This window comes from Aneurinibacillus thermoaerophilus, from assembly GCF_900099925.1.
GTDB classification, from domain to species: Bacteria; Bacillota; Bacilli; order Aneurinibacillales; family Aneurinibacillaceae; genus Aneurinibacillus; species Aneurinibacillus thermoaerophilus.
In genome coordinates, this window is record NZ_FNDE01000052.1 from 1 (window position 1) to 16,341 (window position 16,341).

Sequence of the window (16,341 nt, forward strand, 5' to 3'; positions counted from 1 at the left end):
GCACACAGCTTGTATGCTCTGGCTGTGCATTGGAAAACGACGCTTCAAGCGTTTTTGTAGTTCGGTTTTACCGATCCACTGCCCGGTTTGCTGGTAGTAGACTTTCGCTTCAGCCAAGCACGTATTCCACACCTCTGCCGAGAAGCGATGTAAGGCAAACAGGGCATCTATGGTAGAGCGGGATGCGGTAAAAGCGACTTTTGCGGTTCGAATCATTCGAATTACCTTCTTTCTCAATACGAACGTACATTCCTAGTATACAACGAATAGAAGGGAAAAAGAAGCACGATTCATCCCCCACCTACGCCGGAGGCGTGGAGGAAGGGGACTTCTCGCGTGTTATGTTAAAAATTATATATATCATGAATCAATTCTTTTTACCAATGGATATTGAAGAACTCATTTCTCCTCGTCACGTCGTTCGTGTAAGCCAATGATGCGATCGATCAACTCGATAATGCCCTCTTCACAAAATATTATCTAGGCGGCGGTCGCCACAGCTACCACCCCAAAACGATGACGAAAATTATCATCTACGCCTACACGCAAAAAATCTACTCGTCCCGTCAAATCGCCAAAGCCGTTCGTGAACAGATTCCATTCATGTGAATCAGCGCACGTCAAACGCCAGATTTCCGTACGATTAACCGTTTTCGCTCCGAACGAATGAAAGGCTTGATTGAAGAAATATTTCAAGCAATCTTGATGATGCTAGAGGATCAATTTATTGTCGGTTACAGCGTCCACCAAGATCGAACCGATACGTGGTGCATGATCGAACATTTGGAGAAAACGAAACAACGACTTGACACGCTTCCAGCCAACATCATCGTCGACTCCGGATACGGAAGCGCTGATTAGCGTCGCCTACAATCTCTTGAAAAAAGTAGCCCTCTGTAAGCTGCAGAATGCAAAAGCAGACTAATCCATACGAACATCACAACTCAATTTCCAATAAATAGGATATGCAGACAAAAAAGAGGTGAGCCTCAATCATCATTTATGACTTTTAAGACAGCCCCTCCTCTCAAAAAAAGAGAGGACCCGAGCTTGAGTAGACTATGCCATTTTCGCCTACAATCTTCATCGTCTCTCACAGATCGCTAATGAGATCGAACGAAAAAGACAAGTTAACCCATCAAAAAGCATCAAGAACCTCCACATCTCTCCATAAATATCCTCAAAATGAGTAACTAATCACTTTTAAAGAAATTCCTAATGTTTCGAAGACTGACTTTTTCAGGGGGAACTAATTAAAGCTGCATATCTTGCTCCTAGTGGTAACAATTTACCTTTTCGTGAATTTATACTTGTAACCAATCCCGGAAAATTGAAGGAGAAAGGTATCACCTAACTACACCTGTTGTTCTTTCATGTTAGATTTTGAGAGGATTTACCTGTACTTTCATAAAGTAAATAACGAGATCCTGAAATTTTGTCTAGTTTGTGAAATAGATCACAAAGTGTGATGCTTATCACATCTGAACAAATGATTTCTTAAGTATAATGGAAACAGACACAAAGATTACACAAAAGAAATTAAATCCAAAAGAATTAAAATAGTAAGGAGGCAATATCCGTGTTTTGTTATCAATGTGAGCAAACAGCGATTGGCGGTTGTAAAGTAGTCGGCGTATGTGGGAAAAATGAAGATCTAGCAAGCATACAAGATACGATTATATTTGCCCTCAAAGGAATTGCTGCTTATGCAACACATGCAAGGGAATTGGGTTATACAGATCCCGAAGTTGATGCTATTACCCATGAAGCTCTGTACTTTACCTTAACAAATGTGAATTTTAATTTGCAAGAACATATTGATATGGCCATGAAAGTTGGTTCGGCAGCGATCAAAGTGATGGAATTGTTGGATCGTGCACATACAGAACGATTTGGTATACCTCAACCGATTACTGTAACGCAAAATAAAATCGAAGGAAAATGTATTGTCGTAACCGGTCATAATTTACTTGCCTTAGAAGAATTGCTGAAACAAACGGAAGGCAAAGGAATCAATATTTATACTCACTCGGAGATGTTGCCTGCCCACGGGTATCCTGAATTGAAAAAATATCCTCATTTAAAGGGAAACATCGGAAAGGCATGGTATGATCAACGAAAATTGTTTGAAGAATTCCCTGGTGCCATATTGGCAACAACCAATTGCGTTATGCCGATTAAAGGAACCTACTCTGACCGATTCTTCTCCTATGAAGTAGCAGGGCTGGAAGGCGTTACGAAAATTGAAAATAACGATTTCACTCCTATCATCGAAAAAGCTTTGCATTTGCCATCGGCAAATATCGACTCGGATCAGAAACTGGTCACCGGCTATCACCACGAAACGGTGATCGGTTTGGCACCGGAAATTATTTCGGCAGTAAAAGAAGGCAAGATTCAGAGATTTTTTGTGATCGCCGGTTGTGATGCTCCCGGACGGGGTGGTAATTATTATCGGGAATTAGCTACGTTGCTTCCTAATGATTCTGTCATTTTAACTACTTCCTGCGGGAAATTTCGTTTTAACGATATTGATTTTGGAACAGTAGGAAATACAGGTATCCCAAGATATATTGATCTGGGGCAATGCAATAACTCCATTTCCACTGTAAAAATTGCGCGCGCGTTGGCTGACGCTTTCCAATGTGAAATCAACGAGTTGCCAGTCAGTATTGTATTGTCTTGGTTTGAGCAGAAAGCAATTGCCATATTACTTGGATTATTTAGCTTAGGAATAACAGATATACGAATTGGTCCGAAGGCTCCGGAATTTTTAACACCAGGTGTATTAAACTTCTTGCAAAAAACATTTAATCTAAAGTTAATTGGGGACCCTCAAGAAGATTTGGCTGAAATGCTAGAATGAATTGAACGTAATGACTGTGCACCATATCCGACGATTAAGAGATCGGTCTTTCTACAATACCATGGTGCACTCTTTTCTTTCTGTTAACTCGGAATAGTTGAAACTTATTTGTAAATGGTCATATGAACCCAGTTATCAAGACGAAGTTATGCTATGCCGCTACATCTCAATTATTTTTCCTACGAGCAACACTTCACAAACGCCGTATGCGAAACCACACACGACGTTTGTTGGTGAACTTTTAGTTGCAAATCCCTATCTAAGCACAACCTATACAAAAAGTTAAGTGATTGGCTTACTAAAGAGTTTTATTGGTTACCATCTTTAATGTTAGGTTACCGACTTTAATGTCAAACAACATCAAAACCATAAGTTCAAATAACCCTAATTGCCTTCTATTCCACCGTCAAACTCTTGGCCAGGTTCCGAGGGCGGTCGACATCATGACCACGTACCGTGCCGGCGTAGTATGCGAGAAGTTGCAGCGGAATCGCCGCCAGAATCGGCAACAACAACGAATGCGTGGACGGAATGTACATCACCTCATCTACCTCATCTGCGAGCACATCGTCACCTACTGTTGTAATCCCGACCACAAACGCGTCCCGTGCCTTTACTTCCTTAATATTGCTCACCGTCTTATCAAACACACGCGCCTGTGTCGCTAACGCGATCACAGGCACGCCCGGCGTAATCAGCGCCATCGTTCCATGCTTCATCTCGCCCGCCGCGTATGCGTCCGCGTGAATGTAAGCCACTTCCTGCAATTTCAACGCTCCTTCCAGTGCCAACACATAATCCAATCCGCGTCCGATTAAAAATAGATGCTCCTGATCATACGTCAGCTGGGCAAACTGATCAATCGCATCATGCGTCATAATGAGCGTCGAATCAACGTCACCCGGCAAGCGTTCCAGCGCCTGAAGCAGTTCCGAAACCTCTTCTTTTCTAGCGCTTCCCATCCTTTGCGCCATCCAAATCGCCAAAAGAATAAGCGCCGTGATTTGTGATGTATATGCTTTCGTAGATGCGACCGCAAACTCCGGCCCCGCTTTCGTCAGCAACGTACAATCTGCCTTCCGAGAGAGCGTACTACCAGCAGTATTTGTAATCGCCAGCGTCGAGCAACCATGCTTCTTCGCTTCGCGCAATGCTGATAACGTGTCCGCAGTCTCACCTGACTGACTCAACAAAATCACCAGATTCCGCTCGTCAAGCGTCCCGTGCTCATGGATAAATTCGGATGAATAAGACACTTCCACCGGCAAATCAAGCAACTGCTCCAGCGCTTTTTTGCCGATAACTCCCGCATGATTGGATGTCCCGCTCGCTACAATATCAACTTTACGCAAATTTTTCAGCTTTTCCACTGTCCATATTTGTGCAAGCTCCGGGAGATCCACCCCTTCCGGCGTCAACCGTCCCGTCAGCATATCCTCCAATGCTTTCGGCTGATCGAAAATCTCCTTCATCATATAATGTTTGTAATCGTGCAACAGCACATCATAAACCGTTTCGTCCGCCAGCGAATAGTGCGGCGTCACTTCTGTTCCGTCCAGCCGCTTTACCGTCGCTTTGCCCGGTGTCAAAATCGCAATTTCTCCGTTTTTAATTGGATAAATCTCCCTTGTGTACGGCAATAGGGCGGGAATATCCGAAGCCAAAAACGCTTCCTTCCTGCCCACTCCGAGCACGAGCGGATTATCCTGAGAGACAGCGATAATGGTATCCGGCTGCGCTTCGGACATAATGGCAAGCGCAAACGAACCCTTCAGCATAGGTAACACTTTCCGTACCGTCTCCTCTAGGTCACCTGTATCGTATTCTTCCAGCAAATGTGGAATTACTTCTGTGTCCGTTTCTGTTTTAAATGTATGCCCCTGTGCCATAAGAGAGCGCCTTACTTGCGGATAGTTCTCGATAATACCGTTATGTACGACCACGAAACGGCGATCGCAGCCGGTCAAAGGATGGGAGTTCGCTTCCGAAGGTTTGCCATGCGTCGCCCAGCGCGTATGGCCGATGCCAATCGTACCGTGCATAACGGGCTCACGCAGCAAATGCGCGCGCAAATCTTTAACCCGGCCCACCGTTTTCCGAATCTCGACATGCTGCTGGTTGGAAATCGCAATACCTGCTGAATCATATCCTCGATAATCGAGCGTATCCAAGCAATCCAGCAAAATCGGCACAGCACTCCGGTTTCCCAAAAAACCCACAATGCCACTCATACGTTTCCATCCTTTCCTTTGTGCCTCGTCTTTCCATTATACCGGATTCAAAACACTGAATCTAGCGAATGAAACTACTTATGTCAAGAATTCTCACATAAAAACTAAGGATGTGTGAACGAAAAAAGCGCCCGAAGTGAAAAGAACAGGCGCATTTTTTGGAGTCAAAGCCTATATATTCACATTCTTTTTTCGTAAATAGAAAAATAGGGCGGGAACCGCTCCAAGCAATAAACATACGATCAAAAACACCATTCCGCTCATGACGATAACATTGTAATCCATACAGCAGCGACCTCCTTTGATTTATGACTTAAGCAGCTACCGTATATGGCCATATACATTAGAATTGATACATACGTATTCTTTTACGGTTCGAAGGAAAAGCCAAGGGGATAACCCACAATACAAATGTCAATATATCAACCAAAATATATAGCTTTCTCAAAAGAAGTATGCATCTATATTGTAAAAACTACATATTAAAGATGAGTTACAAAATTATGATCAAACTATGATCTTGCCACCTTTTTAACGACAAAAAATGACTTTTTCAGCAAAAAGCTCCGATAAAGCTGAAGCTTACATTTTTATTCATGGCGCGGATATTTGCTTTGCGACTCACCGCCTGGCTGCCGTTTATCGAGACGTACCGCCTGAGTATCGGTATAGCTAGCAAATTCGCTATCCTGTTTTCCAGGCGTCGCTTGATTGCTTTGTTGTCGCTTATGATCCAACGTTATATTGTATTTCACTCTTTTGGACATAATAGCCACCTCCTTCTATAGCTTGTCCTTTCCTCCTGCCATTATTCTCATTGTATAATTGTATAATTTTCCATCTTTTATGAATTTTTTATTGACTTAACATAAAATGTTTGTATAATCTGAGCATAGATAAGCGTAGAGCACTTAAAATCCGGAGGAATTTTTATGTATTCAGATAAAAGACTTTTCTCTTCACTGTTTTTGATGCAACTGCTTTCTTCATTTCTTGTACTTGCCGGTCATTACACTGCGGATGTCGACGATTACATTGAGTGGACATTCTGGGAGACAACTTTGAACCAGATTAGCCGTTACGGGACAGTGATTTTAGCAATTATTACTGGTTTTTTTACTGCACACAGTCTGGATGGAAAAAAATTTTCAGGCACACGCTTTTTTAAAGGAAAGCTAAAATACATCTATTTTCCTTTTCTGTTTGCCAGTGTGCTGTACTTTATTATTATGAAAAAGGGCATACCGACAAACGAAAAAGACTGGCAGGATGTTTTGACCGGTCAAACCGCAGGGCACCTGTACTTTATTTTTATGCTTTGCCAGTATTATGTATTCGCTTATCTTTTCCGCCGCTTAATTATGAAGAAAAACATTCTGTTGGTTATCACCCTTTTCTTTGTCATACAATATATGTATATTCATATAATTGCACATGGCTGGTTTGGTCTAGGTATACGTCATTTTTTACCGACTTGGATTTTTACATTGTATTTAGGACACTTACTGTACTGGTATCGTAAACCGATGTTTATGTTTATGGAAAAGCATAAAATTGTTCTTATTGGATTATTGGTTCTATCCGGATTTACTATGTACTTTTTCGTTATGTCATCTAAACTATATACAGCTAACCATCTAATATTTGTCTTAGCAACATTTGCGCTGCTCGTCTCCAGCGCGGCGATATTGCATTATATTGTGGATGCGTTGCACCTGCGCTTTCAGAAAGGTTTAACATTCTATATCTATTTACTACATCCAGCATTTATTATATACGCTAACAAGTTTATGGAAACGAACTTTACCATTGAATGGATTTTTCATCACAAAGCTATATCCGCGCTGTATATGCTGAGCATCTATGCAGTTACATTCGCTGTGTCGGCGATTTGTGCCCAATTGGTAAACCGCGGTTTCAGCTGGCTGACAAGCCAAAAACAAAAAAAAGCCACAAATGCAATTGGTGCGAGGAAACTTGATGGATAGACGATGCGCCACAAAACAAATCCTCCTGGAAAATTGCAGGAGGATTTGTTTTGTCGTACATTCTACACCCAAAGCAGGGCATTCGCCGTTTTTAATGAAATCTAATTTGCATCCCGTCTTCTATCCCATCGTCTATTTCGTAATGGTTTTCTGTTAAATATTCCTGAAACATTGTGTGCAACTGCCGTTCAATGAGACGATTGTTCTCCACCATTAATGCCTGCACAGCTTCTTTCATTTCTTCGATCGTAAAAGCGGCGGAAAGCCGTTCCGCGATTTGCTTGTTCGTAAGTCCAATGGCCACGGCTATCACCTCCGTTTTTACTGTACCCGAATCACATAAGAACCATCCGTGTTTTTATTAATACGTAGTATTTTAATACTTTAAACAACAGAAAATAAAAAGTTCTCCCCCTTGAGAGAACTTTTTATCATATAAGCAAAAAATAATGAATAGAACTAAAAATTCAGATAATACCATTGGAGTCCATTTTTTCAAAAAGCCAAAAGACAACGTGCGTGTTTATCCGCTATTTATTTTGCGCCAGTGAATATTTTCCTTCCTTAAATTCGCGAACCCAGCGATAAATGATGCGGGAGTTTAAGCGATGTCTACGCGCGACTATACTTAAACTTTCTACCTCTAAAGCCTCTTTCACTACTTGATGTTTGAATTGGATAGAATATTGTCGTTTCATCTTTCGTCTCCTTTTTGTGTTTTTTTGAAAAGAAAATAAAAAAGGGCTCTTTCGTGCGCGAAACAGCCGTGGTTATATGCCTATTCATTTATTTATAACCCCAGCTTTTCGGCAACCCGGCTGCCATGGTTTATGCCAGCATAAACGGTAGGCCCGTGGCTTTGCGTCCCCACTTTTCAGTGGGTTTGCCATTATCGAAGCATGCATTTATATAACTTTACAGTCATTTATTACTATAACAAATTTATCAGTATTTGTCGATTATCATAGCTATAATGTTAAAAAAAATTAATATTATAGGCCTTATAGTCCAAAGTATGCATAAAAAAGATAGAATTGCAAGGAGAGGAAATGAATATTTTCTCTCATATTTTTTTTCATCCACACATATGACATAATTGCTCTTTGCAAAACATGTTTTGGTGTAGGGCCAAATATAAGGTAAAATATATAGAAAGTGGAGGAAAATAAGGTTGAAACAAACATTGGAATATATGAAGAGCCTAATATATGAATGCAACATATTTAGTACATAGAAAGGGAGAAGAGAAGATGACAGCGCAAACAAACAAGATAAAGCTAAAAACCACCGCACTTATTCTCGCAGCTGGTATCATGGCTGCTTCCGCGCCTCCGGCCTACGCGCTGGACGCATCTGGTATATTTACCGACGTGCCGCGCGACCATTGGGCCTGGAAAAATGGAACCCTTCCCTGGGCGGCACAGGCCGGAATACTGAATGAAAAGCAGACCGAAACCTTTAATCCCGGCGAAGTGATTACAGAAGCTGAGTTTCTTACGATGATGATGCGCCTATTCCCTGACACGCGGGACAAGCTGGGAACAGGAACAACAGAGGAAGTATACGCGCTCGCGCGTGAATATAATCTTCCGGCAGCAGGCATAAACGATCCGGCCAAACGCGCTGACGCGCTGACACGTATCCAAGTTGCGCGCCTTTTCTCCGCTGCCGGCGGCCACCATTACGATGACGAAGGCGCTATCGCTTACATGTATGAGCACGGCATTACGAAAGGCATGGATGGTGAATCAACCATCGCAGGATACGGAAGTTCCCAAAAAGTCAGCCGAGTGGAAGCGGTTCAATTTCTAAAAATGGCCCACGACACTGGCATCGCATCCACCATGCAAAAAATGCCGGAACAACCGTCTTACAATCCTGCTGTCACCCGTTTCATTAGCAGCAGCCCTGAAACAGTAGTCGCAAACTTGCACAAAGCACAAAATGCTATCCTTCCCAAGCGGGGCCAAATTCGAGATTACAATGCGATCAATTTCTGGGCAAAACGTTTATATGAAACGTTTCAAAAAATAGAAGTGACGCATGACGGGACATTGCGCATCTACCTGCCTTCCCTTTCGGAACATCAAACGCTTATTTATCATGTTGCTTCAGACAAATGGTACAGCGGAGAAATTGCCGGAAATGCCCGGTCAAACGTACCTGCTTATCTGGAATTTCCAGCAAGCGCCGATTGGAGCGTTATGCTTATGGCCAAAGATCAAGGTACGATTGTCGGGGATATGTACTATGACACAGCTTCACAAACAATTGAAATCAACAACATTGTGATCCAAAAACACGTAAAAAAATAAGAGGGCCCATCGCCCTCTTTCTTTTTATTCTTCTTGTGACGGTGATAAAAGGTAGGCAAGTAGCTTTTCTTTCACATAGCCAAGTTTTTGTGAATTCCCATCATGGAAAAAGGCATCGATCGCTCCTTCCCCATCGTATACAAACACGCTTGGGTGTTCCGCACCCACAAGGCGACCTAGGTCAAGATACTCGTTTAATGCTCGCACGTATTTCGGATCCTCAAGCAGCTTCCAGTTCCACTCCAGCATCGTACCGGCTCCTGTTTGCCGAGCAATCGTATTTGTCTCTCCTAGCATATCCATGCCTGTGAAATTGTCTTTGCTGAAGTAATGGTTCGGCTGCATCCAGGCGAAGTCAAATCCGAGCGTTCTCCATTGTTCGGCACCTGCTGCCTGGAAATATGGCGCCCAATAAAATTTATATCCCTTCTTGCGCACGATTGTGCCGATTTCTTTCACAAACTCACGGTCTGAATCAGGAACGATTTCATTCGTCCAATAAAAGCCCACAAGCCGCAGCGCTTGTGGATTTTTTGCGTTCCACTGAGCAATGATCCGATCCATATACCCTTCCACCAGCGCGGTGCGCTGCACCGGATGCACCGTTCCTATCGGGTTCGGCAAACCGATGATAACATTTGTACGGTATGTAGAATCTTCCATATAAGCACGCGCTTTCAACGTTGCCTTCTCCAGCAAATCTACCTCTTTGCCAGGCGCGAAAATTTCTTCTACATACTTAGTAAGCGTCTCAGATGGATTCCCTTTCGTCGTATCGAACGTTTCAAAGCTATAGCCACGCTGTTCCTTGCCGACTGGACGAATAATAAACGTGTCAAAGAGCCAGTGCGGTTTTCCGTGCCATTCGACCACCATGCGCTTAAATAAATCACCGACTTTTGTATGTTTGGCTTCGGTCATAAAAATCGTGTTGCCAACATATCCGTTCGCCTCCGTTTTGCGGGCAGGATATGAGGCTTTGGCAGGCTGAACCTGCCCATCCTTGGCATGCAACCACACAAAACGGCCGTTTTGTTCAATTTTGTACCAGCGACCCGCGTTCGCATACGCAATTGTTTCATAAGGCACGTTGTCCAATGTGCCTATCGGCTTCCAGAATGTATCTGGATACGGGTACAATTGTACGGGAGAGGTGACGTTGATCTTGCGTACACCGATGACTTCGGTCACATAATCTGCCGATGCATATAGCCAGCCTGGCCCCGCATCCGTGCGGATTTGGTACCAGCCTCCGTTTTGCTTAAGCACCTGAATCCGCTGTGGATGAATATACATAAGCCGCTTGGAACGGGCATCCGGCTGCTGATAAACGGATAGCGGATGATGAAGGAACATATATTTGCGGTTAGGGGTCTGATCCTCTCCTGTTTTTACCGGAAGAACTCGGACATACAGCTTGTCGGATTGCTTTACCCATACATCTCGTTTCTCATAGTGAATTTTGAACCATTGCCCCTGTTGTTCAAGAACCGGCTCCGGCATTTCATGCTGCGGGATTTGTCCAGCTGCCTGCACATCCTGCGGCGCGTTATAATACGGAGTCGGTTCCAGAAAGTACAGTTCACCGGACGGCCCGGATGCGTCAGCAGCCTGAATTTGCGTCGCGAAAGCGAGCCAAGCGAGCAACATACAGGTCACTCCTGCCAGAATTGTACTTCGTATTCGGACAACCATTTTTCTTTTTCTCCCCTTGTCTGTATAATCTTTTGCCCTTTTTATCATACCTCTGCTTCTCCATTTTATCCACACTTTTCCACAATATTTCTTCTTGTACTTGTATCCGCTTCATATGTAAAGAAATGATTTTTCCCGCACCGCGCCGGTAAAAACAGCGCTCGCAAAACATCTGGGGATTCAGAAGCCTACGAGCGCTTTTCCGCTTTTGTTGTCAGAGGACGGATCTATAAAGACAAGACGGATATTGCCCGATTGGTCCTTCTATTATTCATGCTAGCAAAGTAGACCCGCATAATTTAACACTTAACGCTCGAAATACCGCCTTTGAAATTGAATAACATATATTCCTATTAACGCAACTTTCTCAAAAGGTTATTTGAGTACAAAAATAATACAATATTATAGATAGATTACTTATTGTTTCGTATATGCATATATATAGCAACACAAAAGGGGGCCCCATCACTTTTAGGACACCCTCATTTTTTCTTTGAAAACTGTTCTTGACCATCTCAAGCTGTCGAGTATGTTCTTATCATAACAGACAAGAATTCTTCATATGCTTCCTTAATTTTAAAGAGAGAATTCTAGTTCATGTTCATGATGATAGTATCAGCCTTACCCATTGGTGGGAGACTAAGAGTCATGACAGGACCATAATAAGCGATCACTTCATTTCCCGTTTTCAATTGATCAGGAGATAGTACTTTTCCGTCTTTAGATACCACATTCGTTTCAGAAGTGATATTCAATACAACATCATTTGCAATGTTTTGATCTGACTCTCCGTCTATATGTACCTGAATGCTATCTTTACTTGGCCGTACTTCCTTAATTGTACCAGAAACCTTTCCTGTCTGATTTAATACAACAATACGCTTGGCATGCCCTTGAGGTGGAAGACTCTTGGTTAATCTTGAGTCATAAAATGCCCGGACTTTCGCATTTGCTTTTATATCCTCTGGTTTCAATATCTTCGAAGTTAAACCGTCAATAATTTCGGTTTTTTCATCGACATGTAATGCAATCGAGTTATACCCATTTTTCGTATTTGCTTTTCCCATAACATAAAGCAAGGTATTACCATGGTTACCATCGTTTACTTCTGTTACAATTCCGGCTGTTTCTTGTATATGATTTGCTATTTCTCCGGATTCTGAAATGGTAATGTTGCCTGTTTCATCTATCACTACATTTAGTTTTAAAACTTCTTCTACAAAACGTAACGGTACGTATGTTTTTCCATTTTTTAATTCAGGTGCTTTTCCAAGCTTTATCAGCATCTTTGCAAAGTTGTATTGATCTTCTCCAATTTTTAAGAAGAACCAACCATGTGCTTTAGATAATTCAATTTTTTGACTTTCATTATTCCACGTCACTTTATATCCCAATGCTTCCGCGACAGGACGCAACGGTATCATAAGTTCGTCCCCAGAAGTATAAATAGAGCGATCCTGTAATGGTTGACCATTTACAATCATCATGTATTTTAGTCCATTTCCAGAATAATCTTGAGCGATGTTCATATTCGATATTGCATGTGGATTTTCCGCTTGTGCAAATGCAGCCCCTGCTCCTCCTAACAATAAACAACCGGTCAGGCATAGTCCGAGTGTTCGTTTCATTATCTTATCCTCCTGTTTTCTCTATAGATGTAGATTGTTTCAATTATATAAACGGTAGCCTCCCCATTTAAGTATGCAATTTCATATCGTAATAACACTTTTATCCTATCAGCCAAGAAGACCCCCTCTTGTAAACGTAGGAAAAGTGGGGGATGAATCGGCTTCGAACAAGGACAGGATTCTCGTCCGACATTTGCTATACTTACCTTATACAGATGGCTCATTGAAAATTGAAATGTGGTGCAACCTGACATAACCATTGTATGCAATCCGGAAAAGCTGGACGAGAGAGGATGCAAAGAAACACCCGATTTGATTGTTGAGATTCTTTCACAAGCTACAGCTAAATATGACAAATGGCTGAAGTACAAGTTATATGAGCATGCAGGCGTACGGGAATACTGGATTGTTGCCCCCGCGAATGAAACACTTGATGTATTCATACTGAACGATAACGGAAAATACGAACTGGCTGGCTCATTCGGAAAAGAGGATGAAGTCAAAGTCGGCATTTTTGAGGAATTCACCATCCATCTGGACGTTATCTTCCGCGATTGAGATACCTCTAATTTTTGGGATATAAAAAGAGGGGGGACTTCAAGGAGTCCACCCCTTTTTATTGTTGAAACACTACAACAAGCTTCGCAAACGTTGTTTTTGCTCCTTAGAAATCTCTCCATTTTCTAGAGCAAACACCATCATTTCACAAAGCACATCTATCGGCACCTCTGGGCTGCGTGGAGAAATCCCCCCATTTCTGCTTCGATACGCCCACTTAACCGAGCGATCCTCTTCATTCCAGGTCGCTTTTCCAATCCGCAACTCTCCGTTTTGATATGGCTTACGAAATTCTGGAATCATCCTTACCACCCTTTCACATTTCTCTAATAATAGAAACGTTTGAGAAAGGTATTTTGAGCCACTTTTTAAAAATTATTTTTCTCTCTTATTATTTATCATGTTAAAATAAGGAAAAAACAAAAATAAAGCTGTTCTCATTTAGGAACAGCCTGTTTACATTCTGACGATTATAGGACATAGCAAAGCAAAAGAAGCTCACGCTTTTGCTACTATTAGATATTAACACTGAATTCTACTAAAGTCTTTTCTCCCCTGCTATTTCAATGTAACTACAATTTTCCTTCTTTCGTGTTCCTTACAGATGCATTTACACGACTCTTTTCAATTTTAATGAACAACGCAAAAAATAAGAAAAATAAAGTTCAGTAAATCTTATTTTATCTAAACGGAAATCAGTTTTAGTTAGTTGCAGAAAATAAAATAAGTACGTGGTCAGACAAAAACCCCGACCTTGTGATATTATCCCCTTGTGGTTGACAGTGTAAAAAAGCCCTGTTAAACACGATGTTAATCTTAGCATTCTTCCTTATTCAACTGATCGGGCAGCATCAGTTTAAAAAACGGATCGGTCATTCACCCTTTTAAGTCCAAATGAATAACGTGTTTCTGACGAGATTTACTAATTGGGGGAATCGGCGTGGGATACTATGTTAGAGTAGAACCAGACGTAAAAATTTATGTAGAAGATGTTAACCCAAGAGGTGGGAAGCCAATCTTATTTATACATGGTTGGCCAGCAAATCATAAACTGTTTGAATATCAGTTTAATATATTTCCCGCAATGGGATATCGGTGTATCGGAGTGGACATCAGAGGGTTCGGTAAATCAGATAAACCTTGGGGAGACTACTCGTATGATCGATTGGCAGACGATGTGCGAACTGTGGTAGACATACTTAAATTACAAAATTTCACACTCGCGGGACACTCCGTGGGAGGAGCGATCGCCGTTCGATATATGGCTCGTCATAAAGGGTAGGGGGTATCCAAACTTGCTTTATTCGGCGCGGCAGCTCCTAGCCTAACTCAACGTCCTGATTTTCCATATGGATTACCCAAGCAAGATGTAAATAAACTCATTCAGGAAACGTATAATGATCGACCAAAAATGTTAGAAGAATTTGGAAGTATGTTTTTCTTCCAGCATATAACCAGGCCTTTCTCAAATTGGTTCTTCCAATTGGGACTACAGGCAGCAGGTTGGTCTACGGCAGCAGTTCTCGCCTCTCTTAGAGACGAAAGCTTGTTTTTTGATCTAGGAAAAATAAACGTTCCTACTTTAATCCTTCATGGTGTGCATGACAAAGTGTGCTTATTTCCACTTGCTGTAGCACAGAATAAGGGAATTAAAAACTCTAAGCTTGTGCCGTTTGAAAACAGTGGTCACGGATTGATGTGGGAAGAGCGTGATAAATTTAATAAACAATTGACACAATTTATCGGATAAAAGTTTTGAAAACCTAACCTCTCCCAAAATTCCTCCAATAGACTTGTCCAATCTGGAAAGTTTACCAAAAAGCGCTTTGAAATACCTGCTCCAATAAATACTACTTCCCAAAAGTGTTTGTTGGCAAATGCAAATAAAAAGAACCACTAGCCTAAATCTCTAGGTTATGCTTTGCCCCGTCATCCGAGCTACCGGACAGCGGGGTTTCTTTTATCATTTTCTTGAATTTTGATTGTGAAATTTCAGCTTGTTTAATAAGATGGCTGCAGCGATGATTTGTCAAGCCAGTTATAAGGTTGTTTCTCCCCCTCATAGATAAGCTACAAACCTATTTTACATGAAAACATACATAATGAGAGTCCTTGCGGCATCACCTAGTTGTTCATTTTTATCTTATAACTTGAAAATAAAAGAAAGAAGGTATAGCAGATGAAAAGTTTCCATGTAACAAAAATAATTGTACTAACGATTGTAGCACTATTAGCGGTTTCTTGTACACAGAAGGGAGAACTGCCCGAAAAATCAGTTCGTGATGCAATGAAGAACGATCAGCAAACACTGCAAACATACGCAAATCTAGCGATTGATTAAGGATGCGAAAAATCAAGGGTATAATATAAAAAAAATAAAATATAATCGTGCCACTATTATTTACGAAGATGGTAAACCAATAGGAGCTTATAAGGTTGATTTATATACATTCCAATTGACAGTTTAACAGCCAATACGACGTAGTACTTGTTCTGGACAAGCAGAAAAAGGCTTCCCAACGTTTTGATAACGCTATGAAATTAGCTAAAAAAACACTTTAACAAACTAAAGGTGGTTAAAATGTGGGCAATCAAAGATTTTAAGAGCAAATCCCCAAAAGAAAAAAAGCAGAAAATCCTTGATAATACTGGATTTTCTGCATCCCCTCTTTATTTATTCACTACAGATATGTTTACATGACTCTTTTCAATTTTGATAAATAACTGTAGTTGCCCAAAAACACTTACACAAATTTACAATTGAATAAAAAAGAGACATATCTCTTCACCCTGTGTAAAAATAGAAGTACCACCAACCACTTTTACGCAAAGGAGAAGACTATATGCCTCTTACGTATAGGGTAGCACATCAACAGGAAATCAACAATATTTTACGTACCTGGCGTTTCCCACTTTATTTTTCTAAGCCGGTAATGAACCATATGGTTCATTTTCTCGATGGTGTGATGACCAGAGGTTTTTCTGGAACGTTAACCGATATCCATCGTGAAAGCTGCCATTCACAAGACCGACGGACACTGAGCCATTTTCTTACTCATG

The 16,341-nt window shown here is 41.5% G+C and carries 14 protein-coding genes, 3 pseudogenes and 1 riboswitch; of the genes and pseudogenes, 9 read left to right on the plus strand and 8 right to left on the minus strand.

The window, feature by feature from the left end; translation table 11 throughout:
- Nucleotides 1–216, minus strand: a pseudogene (locus BLR88_RS17265) (hypothetical protein); the annotation flags it as partial.
- Between the two features lie 300 nt (nt 217–516).
- Here BLR88_RS17265 and BLR88_RS17270 point away from each other — a divergent pair.
- From BLR88_RS17270 to hcp, 3 genes are all read left to right on the plus strand, one after another.
- The gene (locus BLR88_RS17270; protein WP_082706025.1) at nt 517–609 is read left to right on the plus strand and encodes a transposase; all 93 of its coding nucleotides are present in this window, start codon (nt 517–519) and stop codon (nt 607–609) included.
- A 93-nt stretch (nt 610–702) separates the two neighbouring features.
- A complete protein-coding gene (locus BLR88_RS17275) occupies nt 703–861 on the plus strand; it encodes a hypothetical protein (RefSeq protein WP_156424068.1) in 159 nt (52 codons plus the stop codon).
- A gap of 718 nt (nt 862–1,579) precedes the next feature.
- The gene (gene hcp, locus BLR88_RS17280) at nt 1,580–2,866 is read left to right on the plus strand and encodes a hydroxylamine reductase (protein WP_057899147.1); all 1,287 of its coding nucleotides are present in this window, start codon (nt 1,580–1,582) and stop codon (nt 2,864–2,866) included.
- Between the two features lie 395 nt (nt 2,867–3,261).
- Here the strand turns inward: hcp and glmS are convergent, their stop codons facing one another.
- Together glmS and BLR88_RS19755 are read right to left on the minus strand one after the other, a co-directional pair.
- Nucleotides 3,262–5,097, minus strand: coding sequence for a glutamine--fructose-6-phosphate transaminase (isomerizing) (gene glmS / locus BLR88_RS17285; RefSeq protein WP_057899148.1), 1,836 nt, complete (start codon nt 5,095–5,097; stop codon nt 3,262–3,264).
- 590 nt (nt 5,098–5,687) lie between these two features.
- A complete protein-coding gene (locus tag BLR88_RS19755; protein ID WP_156424069.1) occupies nt 5,688–5,864 on the minus strand; it encodes a hypothetical protein in 177 nt (58 codons plus the stop codon).
- A gap of 165 nt (nt 5,865–6,029) precedes the next feature.
- On the opposite strand from BLR88_RS19755, the gene BLR88_RS17290 reads away from it, so the two are divergent.
- Nucleotides 6,030–7,085 (plus strand): acyltransferase family protein, encoded by a 1,056-nt coding sequence (locus BLR88_RS17290; protein WP_057899149.1) that lies wholly within the window; start codon nt 6,030–6,032, stop codon nt 7,083–7,085.
- Between the two features lie 91 nt (nt 7,086–7,176).
- Here BLR88_RS17290 and BLR88_RS17295 read toward each other — a convergent pair whose 3' ends face one another.
- Nucleotides 7,177–7,389 carry a hypothetical protein gene (locus BLR88_RS17295; protein ID WP_057899150.1) on the minus strand — a complete coding sequence of 71 codons (213 nt, stop codon included), beginning with the start codon at nt 7,387–7,389 and terminating at the stop codon, nt 7,177–7,179.
- A 226-nt stretch (nt 7,390–7,615) separates the two neighbouring features.
- Nucleotides 7,616–7,783, minus strand: coding sequence for a transposase (locus BLR88_RS17300; RefSeq protein ID WP_082706026.1), 168 nt, complete (start codon nt 7,781–7,783; stop codon nt 7,616–7,618).
- Nucleotides 7,784–7,890: 107 nt separating this feature from the next.
- Nucleotides 7,891–7,983: riboswitch (cyclic di-GMP riboswitch) on the minus strand.
- Nucleotides 7,984–8,335: 352 nt separating this feature from the next.
- On the opposite strand from BLR88_RS17300, the gene BLR88_RS17305 reads away from it, so the two are divergent.
- Nucleotides 8,336–9,400: an S-layer homology domain-containing protein gene (locus BLR88_RS17305; RefSeq protein ID WP_175493672.1), complete on the plus strand. Its 1,065-nt coding sequence runs from the start codon at nt 8,336–8,338 to the stop codon at nt 9,398–9,400.
- A 24-nt stretch (nt 9,401–9,424) separates the two neighbouring features.
- Here BLR88_RS17305 and BLR88_RS17310 read toward each other — a convergent pair whose 3' ends face one another.
- Complete coding sequence (locus BLR88_RS17310; protein WP_217639405.1) at nt 9,425–11,095, minus strand: DUF4855 domain-containing protein; 1,671 nt, start codon at nt 11,093–11,095, stop codon at nt 9,425–9,427.
- Nucleotides 11,096–11,685: 590 nt separating this feature from the next.
- The gene (locus BLR88_RS17315) at nt 11,686–12,723 is read right to left on the minus strand and encodes a copper amine oxidase N-terminal domain-containing protein (RefSeq protein WP_091261399.1); all 1,038 of its coding nucleotides are present in this window, start codon (nt 12,721–12,723) and stop codon (nt 11,686–11,688) included.
- Nucleotides 12,724–12,963: 240 nt separating this feature from the next.
- Between BLR88_RS17315 and BLR88_RS17320 the strand changes: the two genes are divergently transcribed.
- Nucleotides 12,964–13,281, plus strand: a complete 318-nt coding sequence (locus tag BLR88_RS17320) for a Uma2 family endonuclease (protein WP_217639406.1) — start codon at nt 12,964–12,966, stop codon at nt 13,279–13,281.
- Nucleotides 13,282–13,353: 72 nt separating this feature from the next.
- Here the strand turns inward: BLR88_RS17320 and BLR88_RS17325 are convergent, their stop codons facing one another.
- Entirely contained in the window at nt 13,354–13,584 is a 231-nt protein-coding gene (locus BLR88_RS17325; protein ID WP_057899155.1) for a hypothetical protein, read from the minus strand.
- Nucleotides 13,585–14,221: 637 nt separating this feature from the next.
- Between BLR88_RS17325 and BLR88_RS17330 the strand changes: the two are divergent.
- The 3 genes and pseudogenes from BLR88_RS17330 to BLR88_RS19180 all read left to right on the plus strand — a co-directional run.
- Nucleotides 14,222–15,031 (plus strand): annotated as a pseudogene (locus BLR88_RS17330) (alpha/beta fold hydrolase).
- A 429-nt stretch (nt 15,032–15,460) separates the two neighbouring features.
- Nucleotides 15,461–15,622, plus strand: coding sequence for a hypothetical protein (locus tag BLR88_RS19760; protein ID WP_175493673.1), 162 nt, complete (start codon nt 15,461–15,463; stop codon nt 15,620–15,622).
- Nucleotides 15,623–16,124: 502 nt separating this feature from the next.
- Nucleotides 16,125–16,341, plus strand: a pseudogene (locus BLR88_RS19180) (IS701 family transposase); the annotation flags it as partial.